This is a genomic window from Hafnia sp. HMSC23F03, from assembly GCF_001816025.1.
Classification (GTDB): domain Bacteria; phylum Pseudomonadota; class Gammaproteobacteria; order Enterobacterales; family Enterobacteriaceae; genus Hafnia; species Hafnia paralvei.
Genome location: NZ_KV824231.1, coordinates 233,217 through 247,297, shown reverse-complemented (window position 1 = coordinate 247,297; position 14,081 = coordinate 233,217). Strand labels below are relative to the sequence as shown.

At 49.9% G+C, this 14,081-nt stretch carries 14 protein-coding genes; 7 read left to right on the top strand and 7 right to left on the bottom strand.

Annotation, left to right across the window (positions count from 1 at the left end; genetic code table 11):
- Positions 1 to 2 precede the first annotated feature (2 nt).
- Genes paaF through paaA form a run of 6 tightly spaced genes read right to left on the bottom strand, consistent with a single transcriptional unit; the run spans position 3 to position 4,414 of the window.
- Positions 3 to 776, bottom strand: coding sequence for a 2,3-dehydroadipyl-CoA hydratase PaaF (gene paaF / locus HMPREF3091_RS13680; RefSeq protein WP_070716441.1), 774 nt, complete (start codon positions 774 to 776; stop codon positions 3 to 5).
- Positions 777 to 785: 9 nt separating this feature from the next.
- Complete coding sequence (gene paaE, locus HMPREF3091_RS13675) at positions 786 to 1,844, bottom strand: 1,2-phenylacetyl-CoA epoxidase subunit PaaE (RefSeq protein ID WP_070716439.1); 1,059 nt, start codon at positions 1,842 to 1,844, stop codon at positions 786 to 788.
- 15 nt (positions 1,845 to 1,859) lie between these two features.
- Positions 1,860 to 2,369, bottom strand: coding sequence for a 1,2-phenylacetyl-CoA epoxidase subunit PaaD (gene paaD / locus HMPREF3091_RS13670; protein WP_039187249.1), 510 nt, complete (start codon positions 2,367 to 2,369; stop codon positions 1,860 to 1,862).
- A gap of 27 nt (positions 2,370 to 2,396) precedes the next feature.
- Positions 2,397 to 3,158: a 1,2-phenylacetyl-CoA epoxidase subunit PaaC gene (paaC, locus tag HMPREF3091_RS13665; protein WP_070716436.1), complete on the bottom strand. Its 762-nt coding sequence runs from the start codon at positions 3,156 to 3,158 to the stop codon at positions 2,397 to 2,399.
- Positions 3,159 to 3,167: 9 nt separating this feature from the next.
- Positions 3,168 to 3,455, bottom strand: a complete 288-nt coding sequence (gene paaB, locus HMPREF3091_RS13660; RefSeq protein WP_004847152.1) for a 1,2-phenylacetyl-CoA epoxidase subunit PaaB — start codon at positions 3,453 to 3,455, stop codon at positions 3,168 to 3,170.
- Between the two features lie 14 nt (positions 3,456 to 3,469).
- Positions 3,470 to 4,414 carry a 1,2-phenylacetyl-CoA epoxidase subunit PaaA gene (gene paaA, locus HMPREF3091_RS13655; RefSeq protein WP_070716433.1) on the bottom strand — a complete coding sequence of 315 codons (945 nt, stop codon included), beginning with the start codon at positions 4,412 to 4,414 and terminating at the stop codon, positions 3,470 to 3,472.
- A gap of 319 nt (positions 4,415 to 4,733) precedes the next feature.
- Between paaA and paaZ the strand changes: the two genes are divergently transcribed.
- The 4 genes from paaZ (at position 4,734) to eno (ending at position 10,992) form a co-directional block, all read left to right on the top strand.
- Complete coding sequence (gene paaZ / locus HMPREF3091_RS13650; protein WP_070716431.1) at positions 4,734 to 6,806, top strand: phenylacetic acid degradation bifunctional protein PaaZ; 2,073 nt, start codon at positions 4,734 to 4,736, stop codon at positions 6,804 to 6,806.
- Between the two features lie 71 nt (positions 6,807 to 6,877).
- Positions 6,878 to 7,672: a nucleoside triphosphate pyrophosphohydrolase gene (mazG, locus tag HMPREF3091_RS13645; RefSeq protein ID WP_070716429.1), complete on the top strand. Its 795-nt coding sequence runs from the start codon at positions 6,878 to 6,880 to the stop codon at positions 7,670 to 7,672.
- 294 nt (positions 7,673 to 7,966) lie between these two features.
- Positions 7,967 to 9,604 (top strand): glutamine hydrolyzing CTP synthase, encoded by a 1,638-nt coding sequence (gene pyrG / locus HMPREF3091_RS13640; protein WP_004847142.1) that lies wholly within the window; start codon positions 7,967 to 7,969, stop codon positions 9,602 to 9,604.
- Positions 9,605 to 9,687: 83 nt separating this feature from the next.
- The gene (gene eno, locus HMPREF3091_RS13635; protein WP_004847137.1) at positions 9,688 to 10,992 is read left to right on the top strand and encodes a phosphopyruvate hydratase; all 1,305 of its coding nucleotides are present in this window, start codon (positions 9,688 to 9,690) and stop codon (positions 10,990 to 10,992) included.
- Positions 10,993 to 11,115: 123 nt separating this feature from the next.
- Here the strand turns inward: eno and HMPREF3091_RS13630 are convergent, their stop codons facing one another.
- Complete coding sequence (locus HMPREF3091_RS13630; RefSeq protein ID WP_004847134.1) at positions 11,116 to 11,343, bottom strand: HP1242/YdcH family protein; 228 nt, start codon at positions 11,341 to 11,343, stop codon at positions 11,116 to 11,118.
- Positions 11,344 to 11,697: 354 nt separating this feature from the next.
- Between HMPREF3091_RS13630 and HMPREF3091_RS13625 the strand changes: the two genes are divergently transcribed.
- The 3 genes from HMPREF3091_RS13625 (at position 11,698) to HMPREF3091_RS13615 (ending at position 14,048) form a co-directional block, all read left to right on the top strand.
- On the top strand, positions 11,698 to 12,468 hold the full coding sequence (locus HMPREF3091_RS13625; RefSeq protein ID WP_070716427.1) for a basic amino acid ABC transporter substrate-binding protein: 771 nt from the start codon (positions 11,698 to 11,700) through the stop codon (positions 12,466 to 12,468).
- Positions 12,469 to 12,574: 106 nt separating this feature from the next.
- Positions 12,575 to 13,339, top strand: a complete 765-nt coding sequence (locus HMPREF3091_RS13620) for an amino acid ABC transporter permease (RefSeq protein ID WP_004847130.1) — start codon at positions 12,575 to 12,577, stop codon at positions 13,337 to 13,339.
- Positions 13,326 to 14,048 (top strand): amino acid ABC transporter ATP-binding protein, encoded by a 723-nt coding sequence (locus tag HMPREF3091_RS13615; RefSeq protein ID WP_008812665.1) that lies wholly within the window; start codon positions 13,326 to 13,328, stop codon positions 14,046 to 14,048. The genes HMPREF3091_RS13620 and HMPREF3091_RS13615 overlap by 14 nt, the downstream gene beginning before the upstream one ends.
- The last annotated feature ends 33 nt before the right edge of the window (positions 14,049 to 14,081 follow it).

Sequence of the window (14,081 nt, the reverse complement as noted above, 5' to 3'; positions counted from 1 at the left end):
GGCTAGCGTCCTTTAAATTTTGGTGAACGTTTTGCAAAAAAGGCCGCAATGCCTTCGGCGCGATCTTCTGTGCCTGACAGAGAAACAAACAGCTGACGTTCAAGATTAAGACCCTGAGTGAGCGTAGTTTCTTGGGCTGCTTTTAGTGCTGATTTCGCGGCACGCAGCGCCAGTGGAGACTGTTGGCTAATGCGTGTGGCGATCTGTTGGGCGCGTTCTAACGTCAGTTCGGTAACGCAAATTTCGCTAACCAGCTTTGAATCCATCGCTTGTTGCGCGTTAATCGCTTCACCAGTGAGGACCATTTGGGATGCGAGAGATTTCCCGACGCTGCGCAATAAACGCTGAGTGCCACCTGCGCCGGGGATAAGCCCCAGCGTGATTTCCGGTAGGCCAAAGCGTGCGTTTTCTCCGCAGATTACGATGTCGCAGGCCAGCGCCAGCTCACAGCCTGCGCCAAGCGCATAGCCATTGACTGCGGCGATAATCGGTTTGTTGATGGTGTTGAAACGCTGCCAAACCAGAGGGCGTTGGTCGATGATTGCGCTGGCAACCGTCTGCTGCTGGAGCTCGCGTAAATCGGCACCGGCGGCGAAACAGTGCTCAGAGCCGGAGATGACAACCGCGCCGATACTTTCATTGCGATCGGCCGTTTCTAAGTGCTGAACTAAGAGCTCGAGGAATTCGGTGCTAAGGGCATTGCGTGCCTCTGGTCGATTAAGCGTCAGAGTTAATACGCGTTGCTGCTGGTGGCTTAAGATCCAATCGTTATTCATCGGTTTTCCTCAGACGTCGAAGTCGAGAACCACGCCGTCGCCTTTTGGCCACGACTGGCAACTGAGGATGTAACCGGCGGCGAGCTGATCGGGTTCCAAGCTGTAGTTAACGGCCATCTCCACTTCGCCGGCTTTGAGCTTGCACTTACAGGTGGCGCATACGCCCCCTTTGCATGCATAGGGCAAATCAGCGCCTTGGCGGAGTGCCGCATCAAGAATGCTGTCGTCCTGTGCGCTCATTGCAATATTCAAGCGACGGCCATCCAATTGAATGGCTACCCGAGTTTGTTCACGTTCACTGACGTTGGTTGGTCGTACATTGACGCCCGCGGTATTGAAGCGCTCGCTGTGAATGTGAGCCGCCGGCATTCCCGCAGCCTCTAGCGTCGTTTGTGCATCGTCCATCATGCTTTCAGGCCCGCAAATAAAGGCATGGTCAAAAACGCTAAAGTCGAGTAGCGATTTACCGATGCGGCTGAGATGTTCGCTGTCGATGCGGCCGCCCAGTAGCGGGCTATCCAGACTTTCTTGACTGAACAGATAGAGAATCTGTAAGCGCTGCGGGAAACGATTTTTGAGATCGCATAGCGCCTCTTTGAACATCACCGAGCGGCTGGTTCGGTTGCCGTAAATCAGGGTGAATTCACTTTCAGCTTCGAGCAAAAGCGTGGTTTTGATGATGGAAAGCATCGGCGTAATACCGGAGCCCGCGGCAATGGCGAGGTAATTCCCACGACGCTCGGCGCTGGGTTGATAGCCGAAGCGTCCCTGCGGCAGCATGACCTCGAGAGTGTCTCCCACGGCAAGTTGTTGATTGACGAAGGTGGAGAAACGCCCCTGATGAATGGCTTTGACGCCGATTTGCAAGATACCCTCCTGCGGAGAGCTACAAATGGAGTAGCAGCGACGGAGTTCTTCGCCATTCAAGTCAGCTTTCAGGGTTAAATATTGACCTGGTTTGTAGTGGTAATGCTGTTTTAGTTCATCCGGCACCAGCAATGTGATGGCGACGGCATCGGGTGTTTCACGCTCTATGGCGGCGATGCTTAAACGATGGAATACGGTCATTTTTCTATCGACCTCTTAAATACATTTGAAGTAATCGAACGGTTCAAGACACTGCTTGCAGCGGTATAAGGCTTTGCAGGCGGTAGAACCAAATTCGCTGACCTTCTGAGTGTCGTGACTGCCGCAGCGAGGACATTGAACCGTTTCGGTAGATAACGGTTTTTCACAGATCAGCCCTTGCGGCGGCGCAACGCCATATTCCCGCAGGCGATTTTTGGCTTCGGCGTTCATCCAGTCTGTGGTCCATGCTGGTGTAAGACAGATTTCAACCTTGACTGGAGAAAAGCCCGCCTCGGTCAGCGTTTCTTGAATTGCGCTAATTAAAAACTCGGTCGCGGGGCAGCCGGAATAGGTCGGGGTAAAGGTCACCAGCCAGCCCTTTTTTAAAGGCGTAACGCCGCGCACCATGCCGAGATCGGTGATCGAGAGCACCGGTAGCTCGGGATCGCTAATCGCGTGTAGGCATTGCCAGATCTGATGGATCTCTGGCGATTGCAGGTTTTCGAGTGGCTGACGTAGTTCCATGATGTTCTCCTATTCACCGCCAATGGATCACCAGCGACAATTGGGGTAGGCGCGTTGCAGAAACTGCATCTCGGCCAGCATGTATCCCAGATGTTCGGTGTGTTTCCCTTGCTTACCGCCATGTCGGTATGGCGCTTCTTCTGGGAGATGTAGCGTCGCTTCTTGTAGGGTTTGTTGTACGATCTGTAGCCACGGCGCGTGCAAACTCGCGGGATCTACGGCGATGCCCTGTTCGGCAAGTTGCTGCTCAAGTTCATCGCTGAAAAACAGCTCGCCAGTGAAACGCCATAGCGCGTTAATGGCCTGCTGCATTTTTTGTCGGCTAAGCTCGGTGCCATCACCTAAGCGAATCATCCAGCCGCGACTAAAGCGCAGATGGTACTCCGCTTCTTTCAGCGACTTAGCGCTAATAGCCGCCAAGCGAGGATCGCGACTTTGGCTCAGCCCCTGATGCAGGAGGAAATGGTAGGTGTCGAGAAAAAACTGGCGTACCAACGTGTCGTTAAAACCGCCATTAGGCTGTTCAGCCAGTAGCAGATTTCGATACTCCAGATCGTCACGGCCAAATGCCAAGCGATCTTCGTCGATATTCTCACCGGATAATTCCGCGGCATAGCTGTAAAAATTGCGGGCCTGCCCGAGAAGATCTAGCCCAATGTTAGAAAGGGCTAAGTCAATCTCTAGCTCAGGCGCATGGCCGCACCAAGCGCACAGACGCTGAGCTAAAATCAGCGGTGTATCGGCCTGCCGCAGTACGTATTGAATGAGATCTTGATTCGAATGAGTCATGCTGGCGCCTTACATATTTTTGATGCCGTCAGGGATGGTATAGAAGGTCGGATGGCGATAGATCTTGTCGTCAGACGGATCAAAAAAGGCAGCACGGTCTTCCGGCTGTGATGCCACTAAATGTTCTGATTTCACCACCCAGATTGAGCAGCCTTCGTTGCGTCGGGTGTAGGCGTCACGCGCGTTTTCCAACGCCATCTGATCGTCTGCGGCATGCAGACTGCCAACGTGACGATGCGCCAACCCTTGCTTGCTGCGGACAAATACTTCGTAAAGTGGCCAGTGTGCTTGATTCATGTTGCGTTCCTTGTTTATGCCGCCGTGGTCTTGATGGCGGACTTTTCCGCATGCGCTATTGCGGCTTCGCGTACCCAACTGCCTTCTTCCCACGCTCGTCGTTTAGCGCTAAGACGCTCGTGGTTGCAGATACCTTGCCCTTTGAGAACCTGATAGAACTCGCTCCAGTCGATTTCACCAAAGCGGTAGTGTCCGGTGGCTTCGTCCCAACACAGATCGTTATCTGGCGCGGTCATGCCAAGCGCTTCGAGTTGGGGCACGGTGTTATCCACGAATTTTTGGCGCAGCTCATCGTTGCTGTGGCGTTTGATTTTCCACGCCATGCTTTGCGCACTGTGTGGGGAGTCGCTGTCGTTGGGGCCGAACATCATAAGCACTGGCCACCAAAAACGGTTGATGGAGTCTTGCAACATAGCGCGCTGTTCTGCGCTGCCATTGGCCAGCACGGTCACGGTTTCGTAACCTTGGCGTTGGTGGAAGCTCTCTTCTTTACACACTTTGATCATGGCGCGGGCGTAAGGGCCATAGGATGCTCGGCACAGTGCGACCTGATTGACGATAGCGGCACCATCAACCAGCCAGCCAATCACACCGACGTCGGCCCAGCTTGGCGTTGGGTAGTTGAAGATGGAGGAGTATTTCATTTTGCCATCGAGCATCTTTTGGTAGATGTCCTGACGTGAACAGCCGAGAGTTTCAGCCGCGCTGTACAGGTATAAACCGTGTCCGGCTTCATCCTGCACTTTTGCCAGCAGTACCGCTTTACGACGCAAACTGGGGGCGCGAGTGATCCAGTTGGCTTCGGGCAGCATGCCGATAACTTCGGAATGCGCATGCTGTCCGATTTGGCGGATCAGGTTTTGTCGATAGGCATCTGGCATCCAATCTTTGGCTTCTATCGACGTATCAGCGGCAATTTTTTCATCGAAGAGAGCCTGATGTTGGGCGTTATGCGTCATTACGTCCTCACTTAATGATTCAAATATTTGTGATGCTAAGTTAAATTGCGAATCACTTTTAATAACTCAAAAGCTACATCCTGATAACACAAAGATCAAACACCTATTTTTACTATTTGTCGTACTGCTCACAGGGTGTTTATTTTTATCTGTAAATAACAGTTAGTTAATTTTGTTGTTTGGTGTGTGAATGATTAAGGTGTATGGCTTTGAAGGTGTGTTGTTTCTATTTTGTTAAAATAACAACTGGCAAGTGGTTAAAATAATGTGATACATCTACGTTAATAAATATGCCTTAAAGTGAAGCTTGGAGGGTGGGATGCAGCAGTTAACCAGTTATATTTCAGGTGCCTGGGTTTACGGACAGGGGAAAGAGCGCGCGATCCAGCATGCTGTGAGTGGCGCAACGTTGTATCAAGTGTGTTCGGATGGATTACCTCTGAAAGACAGCCTGAACTATGCCCGTCAGATCGGCGGCAAAGCGCTGTCTGCGATGACGTTCCAGCAGCGTGCTCAGATGATGAAGGCGATCGCAAAACACCTGTTAGCCAGCAAAGAATCGCTGTATCAAATTTCGGCTGAAACGGGGGCCACTCGCGCTGATGGCTGGGTAGATATCGAAGGTGGGATTGCTACGCTGTTTGCCTATGCAGGTTTAGCAGGGCGTGAACTTCCAGATGATACTCTGTGGCCTGAAGACGAACTCATTCCCCTGTCTAAACAGTCTCAATTTGCGGCTCGTCATGTTCTCACTTCACGTCCAGGCGTGGCACTGCATATCAACGCATTTAATTTTCCTTGTTGGGGAATGCTAGAAAAATTGGCTCCGACGTGGTTAGCGGGAATGCCGGCGATTATTAAACCGGCTACGGCATCGGCGCAGCTGACACAGGCGATGGTTAAACTGATTATTGACAGTGGGTTGGTGCCAGAGGGGGCAATACAGCTGATCTGCGGAGGTATTGGCGATATTTTCGAGCATCTTGATTATCACGATGCGGTGACTTTCACCGGCTCTGCGCAGACGGGAAAAAAGTTGCGTTCACATCCTCGATTGCTGGAAAAATCAATCGCTTTCACCATGGAAGCAGATTCGCTTAACTGCTGCATTTTAGGCGAAGATGTCACGCCAGATATGCCAGAGTTCGCCATTTTTATTAAAGAAGTGGTGCGAGAGATGACCACTAAAGCGGGGCAGAAGTGTACCGCTATTCGCCGCGTTATCGTCCCAGCAGCACAAATGGAAGCCGTAAAACACGCATTGCTTAAGCGCCTGAGTGGCGTGACCGTGGGCGATCCGGCTAACCCAGAGGTGCGTATGGGCGCGCTGATTAACCTTGAGCAGCGTGACGACGTGCAGGAAAGGGTTGATTACCTCCTGCATAACGGCTGTGAGCAGCTGTGCGGTGGCTCGCTTTCAGATCTAAAACTGACCGGGAACGGCGCGGAAAATGGCGCCTTTTATCCCCCAACCCTGCTTTACTGTGCCGATCCTTTTCATCACTTAGCGGTGCACGACACTGAGGCATTTGGACCAGTGGCAACGTTGATGCCTTATCAGAATAGACAGCAGGCGATTGAATTAGCGTTGCTTGGGCAGGGGAGTTTGGCCGGATCTCTTGTGACGGCTGATGAACGTATTGCTGCGGAAGTGATCCGCGCTACGGCCTGCGCTCACGGTCGTATGCTGATTTTGGATCGAAACTCGGCGGTGGAGTCAACAGGGCACGGTTCGCCATTACCGATGCTGGTACACGGTGGCCCTGGACGTGCGGGCGGCGGCGAAGAGCTCGGTGGGTTGCGAGCGGTAAAACATTATATGCAGCGTACTGCGATCCAAGGCAGTCCAAGCATGTTGGCATCAATTGGCCGCGAATGGGTACGCGGTGCTAGCGTGATAGAAGAGCAGGTACATCCGTTCCGTAAATATTTTGAGCAGTTATCGATAGGTGAAAGCCTGCTGACTGCGCGCCGCACGATTACCGAAGCGGATATCGTCAATTTTGGCTGCCTGAGCGGTGATCATTTTTATGCCCACATGGATAAAATAGGTGCCGCAGAATCGCTGTTTGGTGAGCGCGTAGCGCACGGATATTTTGTGGTTTCGGCTGCCGCTGGGTTATTTGTCGATCCGGGAGTGGGGCCGGTGATTGCTAACTATGGCATGGAAAACCTGCGTTTTATCGAACCCGTTAAAATCGGCGATACCATTCAGGTGCGATTAACCTGTAAGAAAAAAATCAAAAAAGTACAGAAAACGGCTGAAGACAAACCGCATGGCGTGGTGGTGTGGGATGTGCAGGTGCTGAATCAGCATCAGCAACCGGTGGCGCTCTATAGCATTTTAACTCTGGTAGCGCGTCAAAACGGCGACTTTATCCCTTCAGCTTAAGCCCGTAAGATAGTCAGCACAGAAACCGCCGCATTGTGCGGCGGTTATTTATTCGACCTGAGAGCTGCACTATGACTTCATCCCCGATGCAACGCCTGCTAACCATCATGCAAACCCTGCGCGACCCTGAGCGTGGCTGCCCGTGGGATCAGAAGCAAACTTTTGCCACGATTGCGCCTTATACATTGGAAGAAACTTACGAAGTGCTTGATGCGATTCAGCGTGAAGATTTCAATGACTTACGCGAAGAGCTAGGCGACCTGTTATTCCAAGTGGTGTTTTATGCTCAAATGGGGCAGGAGCAAGGGCTATTTAATTTTGACGATGTCTGCAACGCAATCAGCGACAAGCTGGAGCGCCGTCATCCACATGTGTTTGCCACTGAGCATCATGAGAGCGCGGAAGCCTCTTTGGCGCGTTGGGAACAGCGTAAGGCTGAAGAGCGGGCAGAAAAAGATCTTAGCTCTTCCATGGATGATATTCCTAACGCGTTACCTGCGCTGATGAAGGCCTACAAAATCCAAAAACGCTGCGCTGCCGTAGGATTCGATTGGGAGACCTTAGGGCCTGTGCTGGACAAAGTGTATGAAGAAATCGACGAGGTGATGGATGAGGCGCAGCAGGCGGTTGTGGACGAAGAAAAATTGGGTGAGGAAATTGGCGATCTGCTGTTTGCTACGGTGAATCTATCTCGTCACTTAGGCCATAAGGCTGAAAATGCTTTGCAGGCCGCAAACCGTAAGTTTGAACGCCGCTTCCGCGCCGTTGAGGATGCGGTTCGAGCTTCAGGTAAAACCATGGAAGAAGCGACGCTGGATGAAATGGAAGCACACTGGCAGCAGGTGAAAAAGGCGGAAGCTAAATAGCTAAAAATTTATTTCTGAGCTGAACAAATCAGCCGTATAGCGGGAGATTTGTTCAGCGTGAGTTGTTATGCGTTTTAACAAATTTCGTCTGATATCGCCCGTTTATTGGTTTTTTTTGCTAATGAAAATTTTATACGATTGTAATTAAACGAATAAATCAATTTAGTCATACCTTTTACCCCAAACAAATATGACTTAGGTGCGGAGATCGTTTGTGGCAAATGAAAGGTTCGGGTATACTACTGTCCCGTCTTGGTTCTTCCATCGTCTTTAAACCTAACTCTCAGGTTCAGCATGACAACTAATTATATTTTTGTGACCGGCGGGGTTGTATCCTCTCTGGGTAAAGGCATTGCCGCAGCCTCCCTGGCGGCTATTCTTGAAGCCCGTGGCCTCAACGTAAGCATGATGAAACTGGATCCGTATATCAACGTCGATCCGGGCACCATGAGCCCTATCCAGCACGGGGAAGTTTTCGTTACCGAAGACGGCGCAGAAACCGATCTGGACTTAGGTCATTACGAGCGTTTCATCCGCACCAAAATGTCCCGCCGCAATAACTTTACCACTGGTCGCATCTACTCTGATGTGCTGCGTAAAGAGCGTCGTGGCGACTATCTGGGCGCGACCGTTCAGGTTATTCCTCATATCACTAATGCAATCAAAGAACGCATCCTTGAAGGTGGCGAAGGTCACGATGTGGTTTTGGTTGAAATCGGCGGTACCGTCGGTGATATCGAATCCTTGCCATTCCTCGAAGCTATTCGCCAGATGGCGGTAGAAGTAGGTCGTGAGCACACCATGTATATGCACCTGACTCTGGTGCCTTATATGGCTGCGGCTGGCGAAGTGAAAACCAAGCCTACACAGCACTCTGTTAAAGAGCTTCTGTCTATCGGTATTCAGCCAGACGTACTGATTTGCCGTTCAGATCGTGCTGTTCCTGCGAATGAGCGCGCAAAAATTGCGCTATTCTGTAACGTTCCTGAGAAAGCCGTTATTTCTCTGAAAGACGTTGATTCTATTTATAAAATCCCAGGCCTCTTGAAATCTCAGGGACTTGATGATTACATTTGTAAACGATTCAGCTTAAACTGTCCGGAAGCAAATCTGGCAGAATGGGAGCAGGTGATTTACGAAGAAGCCAATCCTGGTGGTGAAGTAACCATTGGTATGGTCGGTAAATACATCGAATTGCCGGATGCTTATAAGTCTGTCATCGAAGCGTTGAAGCACGGTGGCCTGAAAAATCGCGTGACCGTGAATATCAAGCTGATCGACTCGCAAGATGTAGAGACTAAAGGCGTTGAATTGCTGAAAGGTTTGGATGCGATTCTGGTACCGGGCGGCTTCGGCTACCGTGGTATCGAGGGTAAAATCGCCACTGCACGCTATGCGCGTGAAAATAACATTCCATATCTGGGTATTTGTCTGGGTATGCAGGTTGCCCTGATGGAGTTTGCCCGTAACGTGGCAGGCATGCCTGATGCGAACTCTACCGAGTTTGTACCAGACTGCAAATATCCGGTTGTTGCGCTGATTTCAGAATGGCGTGACGAAGAAGGCAACGTAGAAGTACGTACAGAAGAGAGTGACTTGGGTGGCACGATGCGTCTGGGTGGACAACAATGTAATCTGGTCGAAGGCAGTTTAGTTCGCCAGATGTATGGTTCACCGACAATTGTAGAACGTCATCGCCATCGCTATGAAGTAAACAATATGCTGTTGAAACAGATTGAGGATGCGGGTCTACGTGTGACCGGTCGCTCTGCTGATAACAAGCTGGTGGAGATTATCGAGTTGCCAAACCATCCGTGGTTTGTGGCCTCTCAGTTCCACCCAGAGTTTACTTCTACGCCGCGTGATGGACATCCGTTGTTCGCAGGTTTTGTTAAAGCGGCCGGTGAGTACCAGAAGCGTCAGGCAAAATAAGTGAATATACTGGTGGGCGCGGAACATGGGTTCCGCGCCTGTCGTCTGGAGTTTTTAGTTTAACTTGTATCGAGGAAAACCTAATGTCCAAAATCGTTAAAGTCATTGGTCGCGAAATCATCGACTCACGCGGAAACCCAACTGTAGAAGCTGAAGTTCATCTGGAAGGCGGCTTTGTCGGTATGGCTGCTGCACCATCAGGTGCTTCAACAGGTTCCCGTGAAGCGCTGGAACTGCGTGACGGTGACAAATCCCGTTTCATGGGTAAAGGCGTACTGAAAGCCGTTGCCGCTGTAAACGGCCCAATCGCTCAGGCGGTTATGGGTAAAGATGCGAAAGACCAGGCTAACATCGATAAGATCATGATCGATCTTGATGGTACAGAAAACAAATCCAAGTTTGGTGCTAACGCCATTCTGGCTGTTTCTCTGGCTGCTGCTAAAGCTGCTGCTGCCTCTAAAGGCCTGCCGCTGTATGCGCACATCGCTGAACTGAACGGCACTCCAGGCAAATATTCTATGCCTCTGCCTATGATGAACATCATCAACGGTGGCGAACATGCCGACAACAACGTCGACATTCAGGAATTCATGATCCAGCCTGTTGGCGCTAAAACTCTGAAAGAAGCGGTTCGCATCGGTTCTGAAGTGTTCCACAACCTGGCTAAAGTGCTGAAGTCTAAAGGCATGAACACTGCTGTTGGTGACGAAGGTGGCTATGCGCCAAACCTGGGCTCTAACGCAGAAGCTCTGGCTGTTATTGCTGAAGCGGTTAAAGCGGCAGGTTACGAGCTGGGTAAAGACGTTACTCTGGCTATGGACTGTGCGGCTTCTGAATTCTACAAAGACGGTAAATACGTTCTGGCTGGCGAAGGCAACAAAGCTTTCACCTCTGAAGAATTCACCCACTTCCTGGAAGAACTGACCAAACAGTACCCAATCGTTTCTATCGAAGACGGTCTGGACGAATCTGATTGGACTGGCTTCAAATACCAGACCGAAGTTCTGGGTAACAAAATCCAGTTGGTCGGTGATGACCTGTTTGTAACCAACACCAAGATCCTGAAAGAAGGTATCGAAAAAGGTGTTGCTAACTCTATCCTGATTAAATTCAACCAGATCGGTTCTTTGACCGAAACTCTGGCTGCAATCAAAATGGCTAAAGATGCTGGCTACACTGCAGTTATCTCTCACCGTTCAGGCGAAACTGAAGATGCTACCATCGCTGACCTGGCTGTTGGTACCGCTGCAGGCCAGATCAAAACAGGTTCTATGAGCCGTTCTGACCGCGTTGCTAAGTACAACCAGCTGATTCGTATCGAAGAAGCTCTGGCTGCTGCCGGTACTCCAGCACCGTTCAACGGTCTGAAAGAAGTTAAAGGCCAGTAATTCGTTACTGAGCACTAAGCTTCATGAAAAAACCCGCCAATCGGCGGGTTTTTTCTATTTTGCGTAAATAAAGTGTCTGCGTAAAACAAAGTGTTTGCGTAAATAAAGCAGCTGGGGTTGCTATCAAGTGGTCGCTTCGTCTTCATACGACTTCAGGATTTGATAGAGCTCATCTTTTAATCTGAGCTTTTCCCTCTTCATGCTGGCAATTTGCTCATTGAACGGCGCTCTTGGCTGGTTCTCGGCCCTTCGAATGGTATGATCCAATTGGTTATGCTCATGAAAGAGCGTGGCAAAACGGACGTCTTCTGTTTTCAGTCTTGAGATGAGATCTCGATACTCTGGGAACATATGCACTCCTTTTTGTCAAAACCTAGTATGACTATGCCACAAAAATTCTGTTTATTTTGTAATCGATCTCTCAAGATGTTCGATAAAGCGTAAAGTTATGTCTGGATCCCCGCCTTGAAATACGAAACTGGAATTCCTCTGATCCGAATAAAACGTGGTTAACGTACTCCTGCGTGAAATCTCCCTCTGCCATATAAACTCTCTGCAACATCCAATCCTTAAATGTGATTGCTCATTGAATTTTTATTCTAATGGTAGAGTTTTATGCCTAATGGTATTGAGTTGGTATGCTTTATTGTGTATTTTTATGCATTAAAACTGCATAAATAAAAAATCTAACATCAGGGGATCGACATGTTGAAGAAGATGATATTGGCCGGATGCTTTGCAGCGGCGATGGTGAGCGGTGTGGCAATGGCGGCTCAACAGACTTACGTTGTGGGCTCCGGCGGCACCTACCGTCCGTTCGAGTTTGAAAATAGCCAAAAGCAGTTGGAAGGTTTCGATATCGATATCATCAAGGCGATTGCTAAGGCTGAAAATTTTGATATCAAGCTGGTTAACACACCATGGGAAGGTATTTTTGCCACGCTGAATTCAGGTGACCGCGACATCATTATTTCAGGTATCACTATTACTGACAAACGCCAGCAAATGGTTGATTTCTCTACGCCTTATTTCCCTGCAGAGCAGTCTATTGTGGTGCCTAGCGGCTCCAAGGTGGATTCAGTGAATGCGCTAAAAGGACAGAAAGTTGGGGTGGTGAATTCTAGCACCGGCGATATCGTGGTATCCGATGTGTTGGGAAAAAATAGTACGGATATCAAACGCTTTGATAATACGCCGCTGATGTTGCAGGAACTGTATGAAGACGGTTTGGGCGCCGCTGTGGGGGATGTGGGCGTGGTGAAATACTACATCAAGAACCATCCAGAGAAAGAGTTTAAATTGGTGCCAGATAGCAAATTTGAGCGTCAGTATTTTGGTATTGCGGTAGCCAAAGGGAATCAGGAGCTGTTAGGCAAAATCAACGCTGGCCTGCAAAAAATCGTTGCCGACGGTACTTACGCCAAAATCTATACCCAGTGGTTTGATGCTAACGTTCCCGTTCTTCCTACCAAATAAACCGCTTGTGTTGCGCTCATCAACGGGCGCAACAGCCTTTCACGATAAACAGGATTGTTGTGACTGTTGTAATAAATAAAAAAGCTGCAATGAACAGGAAAGCTGTATGACCGGATTCCGTTGGGAAATCATTCAGGAATATGCCCCGCTGTTTGCTGAAGGCGCGTGGATGACCATCAAATGCACGATTATATGCGTGATTTTAGGAACGCTATGGGGGCTGACGTTAGGGTTAGGTCGGATGGCAAAGGCCGAAAACGGCCCGTGGCGCGTCGTGCTGCGCTATTTTGTGCAGTGGCCGGTACGCATCTACGTAAGTGCTTTCCGTGGCACCCCGTTGTTTGTGCAAATTATGGTGGTGCATTTTGCGCTAGTTCCGCTGTTGATAAACCCACGTGATGGCGTATTGGTGACTAGCGGGCTGATGTCGGTTGATTTCGCCCGTATGCTACGTTCAGATTACGGGGCGTTTCTCTCTTGTATTGTGGCGATCACACTCAATGCGGGCGCATATGTATCAGAAATATTTCGTGCAGGGATACAGTCAATCGATCACGGACAGATGGAGGCATCTCGTGCACTAGGAATGAGCTGGGGCAAAACTATGCGCAAAGTGATTTTGCCGCAGGCGTTCCGACGCATTCTGCCACCGTTAGGCAACAACGCGATTGCGATTGTCAAAGATTCCTCACTGGCATCGGCGATAGGATTGGCTGATTTGGCCTACGCTGCGCGCACAGTCTCTGGTGCCTACGCCACTTATTGGGAACCCTATCTAACAATTTCAGTGATTTACTGGATGCTAACGTTCATCCTGTCGCTGCTGGTGCAACATATGGAAAAGAGGTTGAGCAAAAGTGATTCACGTTGATAACTTGCAGAAACAGTTTGGCGAAACACACGTGCTACGTGGAATTTCCTGTGAGATTAAGCCGCAAGAAGTGGTGTGTATCATTGGTCCATCAGGCTCGGGAAAAAGTACCTTTTTACGCTGTTTGAATGCGCTAGAGAAGCCTGACGGCGGGGAAGTGTCGGTGAACGGCTTTGACGTTCATAACCCTAAAACCAATTTGAATAAAATGCGCGAAAGCGTAGGCATGGTGTTTCAGCGTTTTAACCTATTTCCACACATGACGGTGTTGGATAATCTGATTATGGCGCCGATGTCGGTAAAAGGGATGTCTCGCGCGGATGCGCTAAAACGTGCAGAAATTTTGCTGGATAAAGTGGGTTTGCTCGACAAAATTGATGCGTGGCCTGCGAGTTTGTCCGGTGGACAGCAGCAGCGCGTGGCTATTGCCCGTTCAATGGCGATGGATCCTTCCATTATTCTCTTTGATGAACCCACGTCTGCGCTCGATCCTGAATTGGTTGGCGAAGTGCTGGAAGTGATGAAAAAACTGGCGCAGGAAGGGATGACAATGGTGATTGTGACGCATGAAATGGGGTTTGCCCGTGAGGTGGCCGATCGCGTAGTGTTTATCGATCAAGGCATTATTCAGGAGCAGGGCACGCCGGAACAAATCTTCACTGCGCCACAAAACCCACGCACGGCGGCATTTTTGAGTAAGGTGCTGTAGGCGCGAGAGTGATTTCGCCTCCTCCTGAATAAG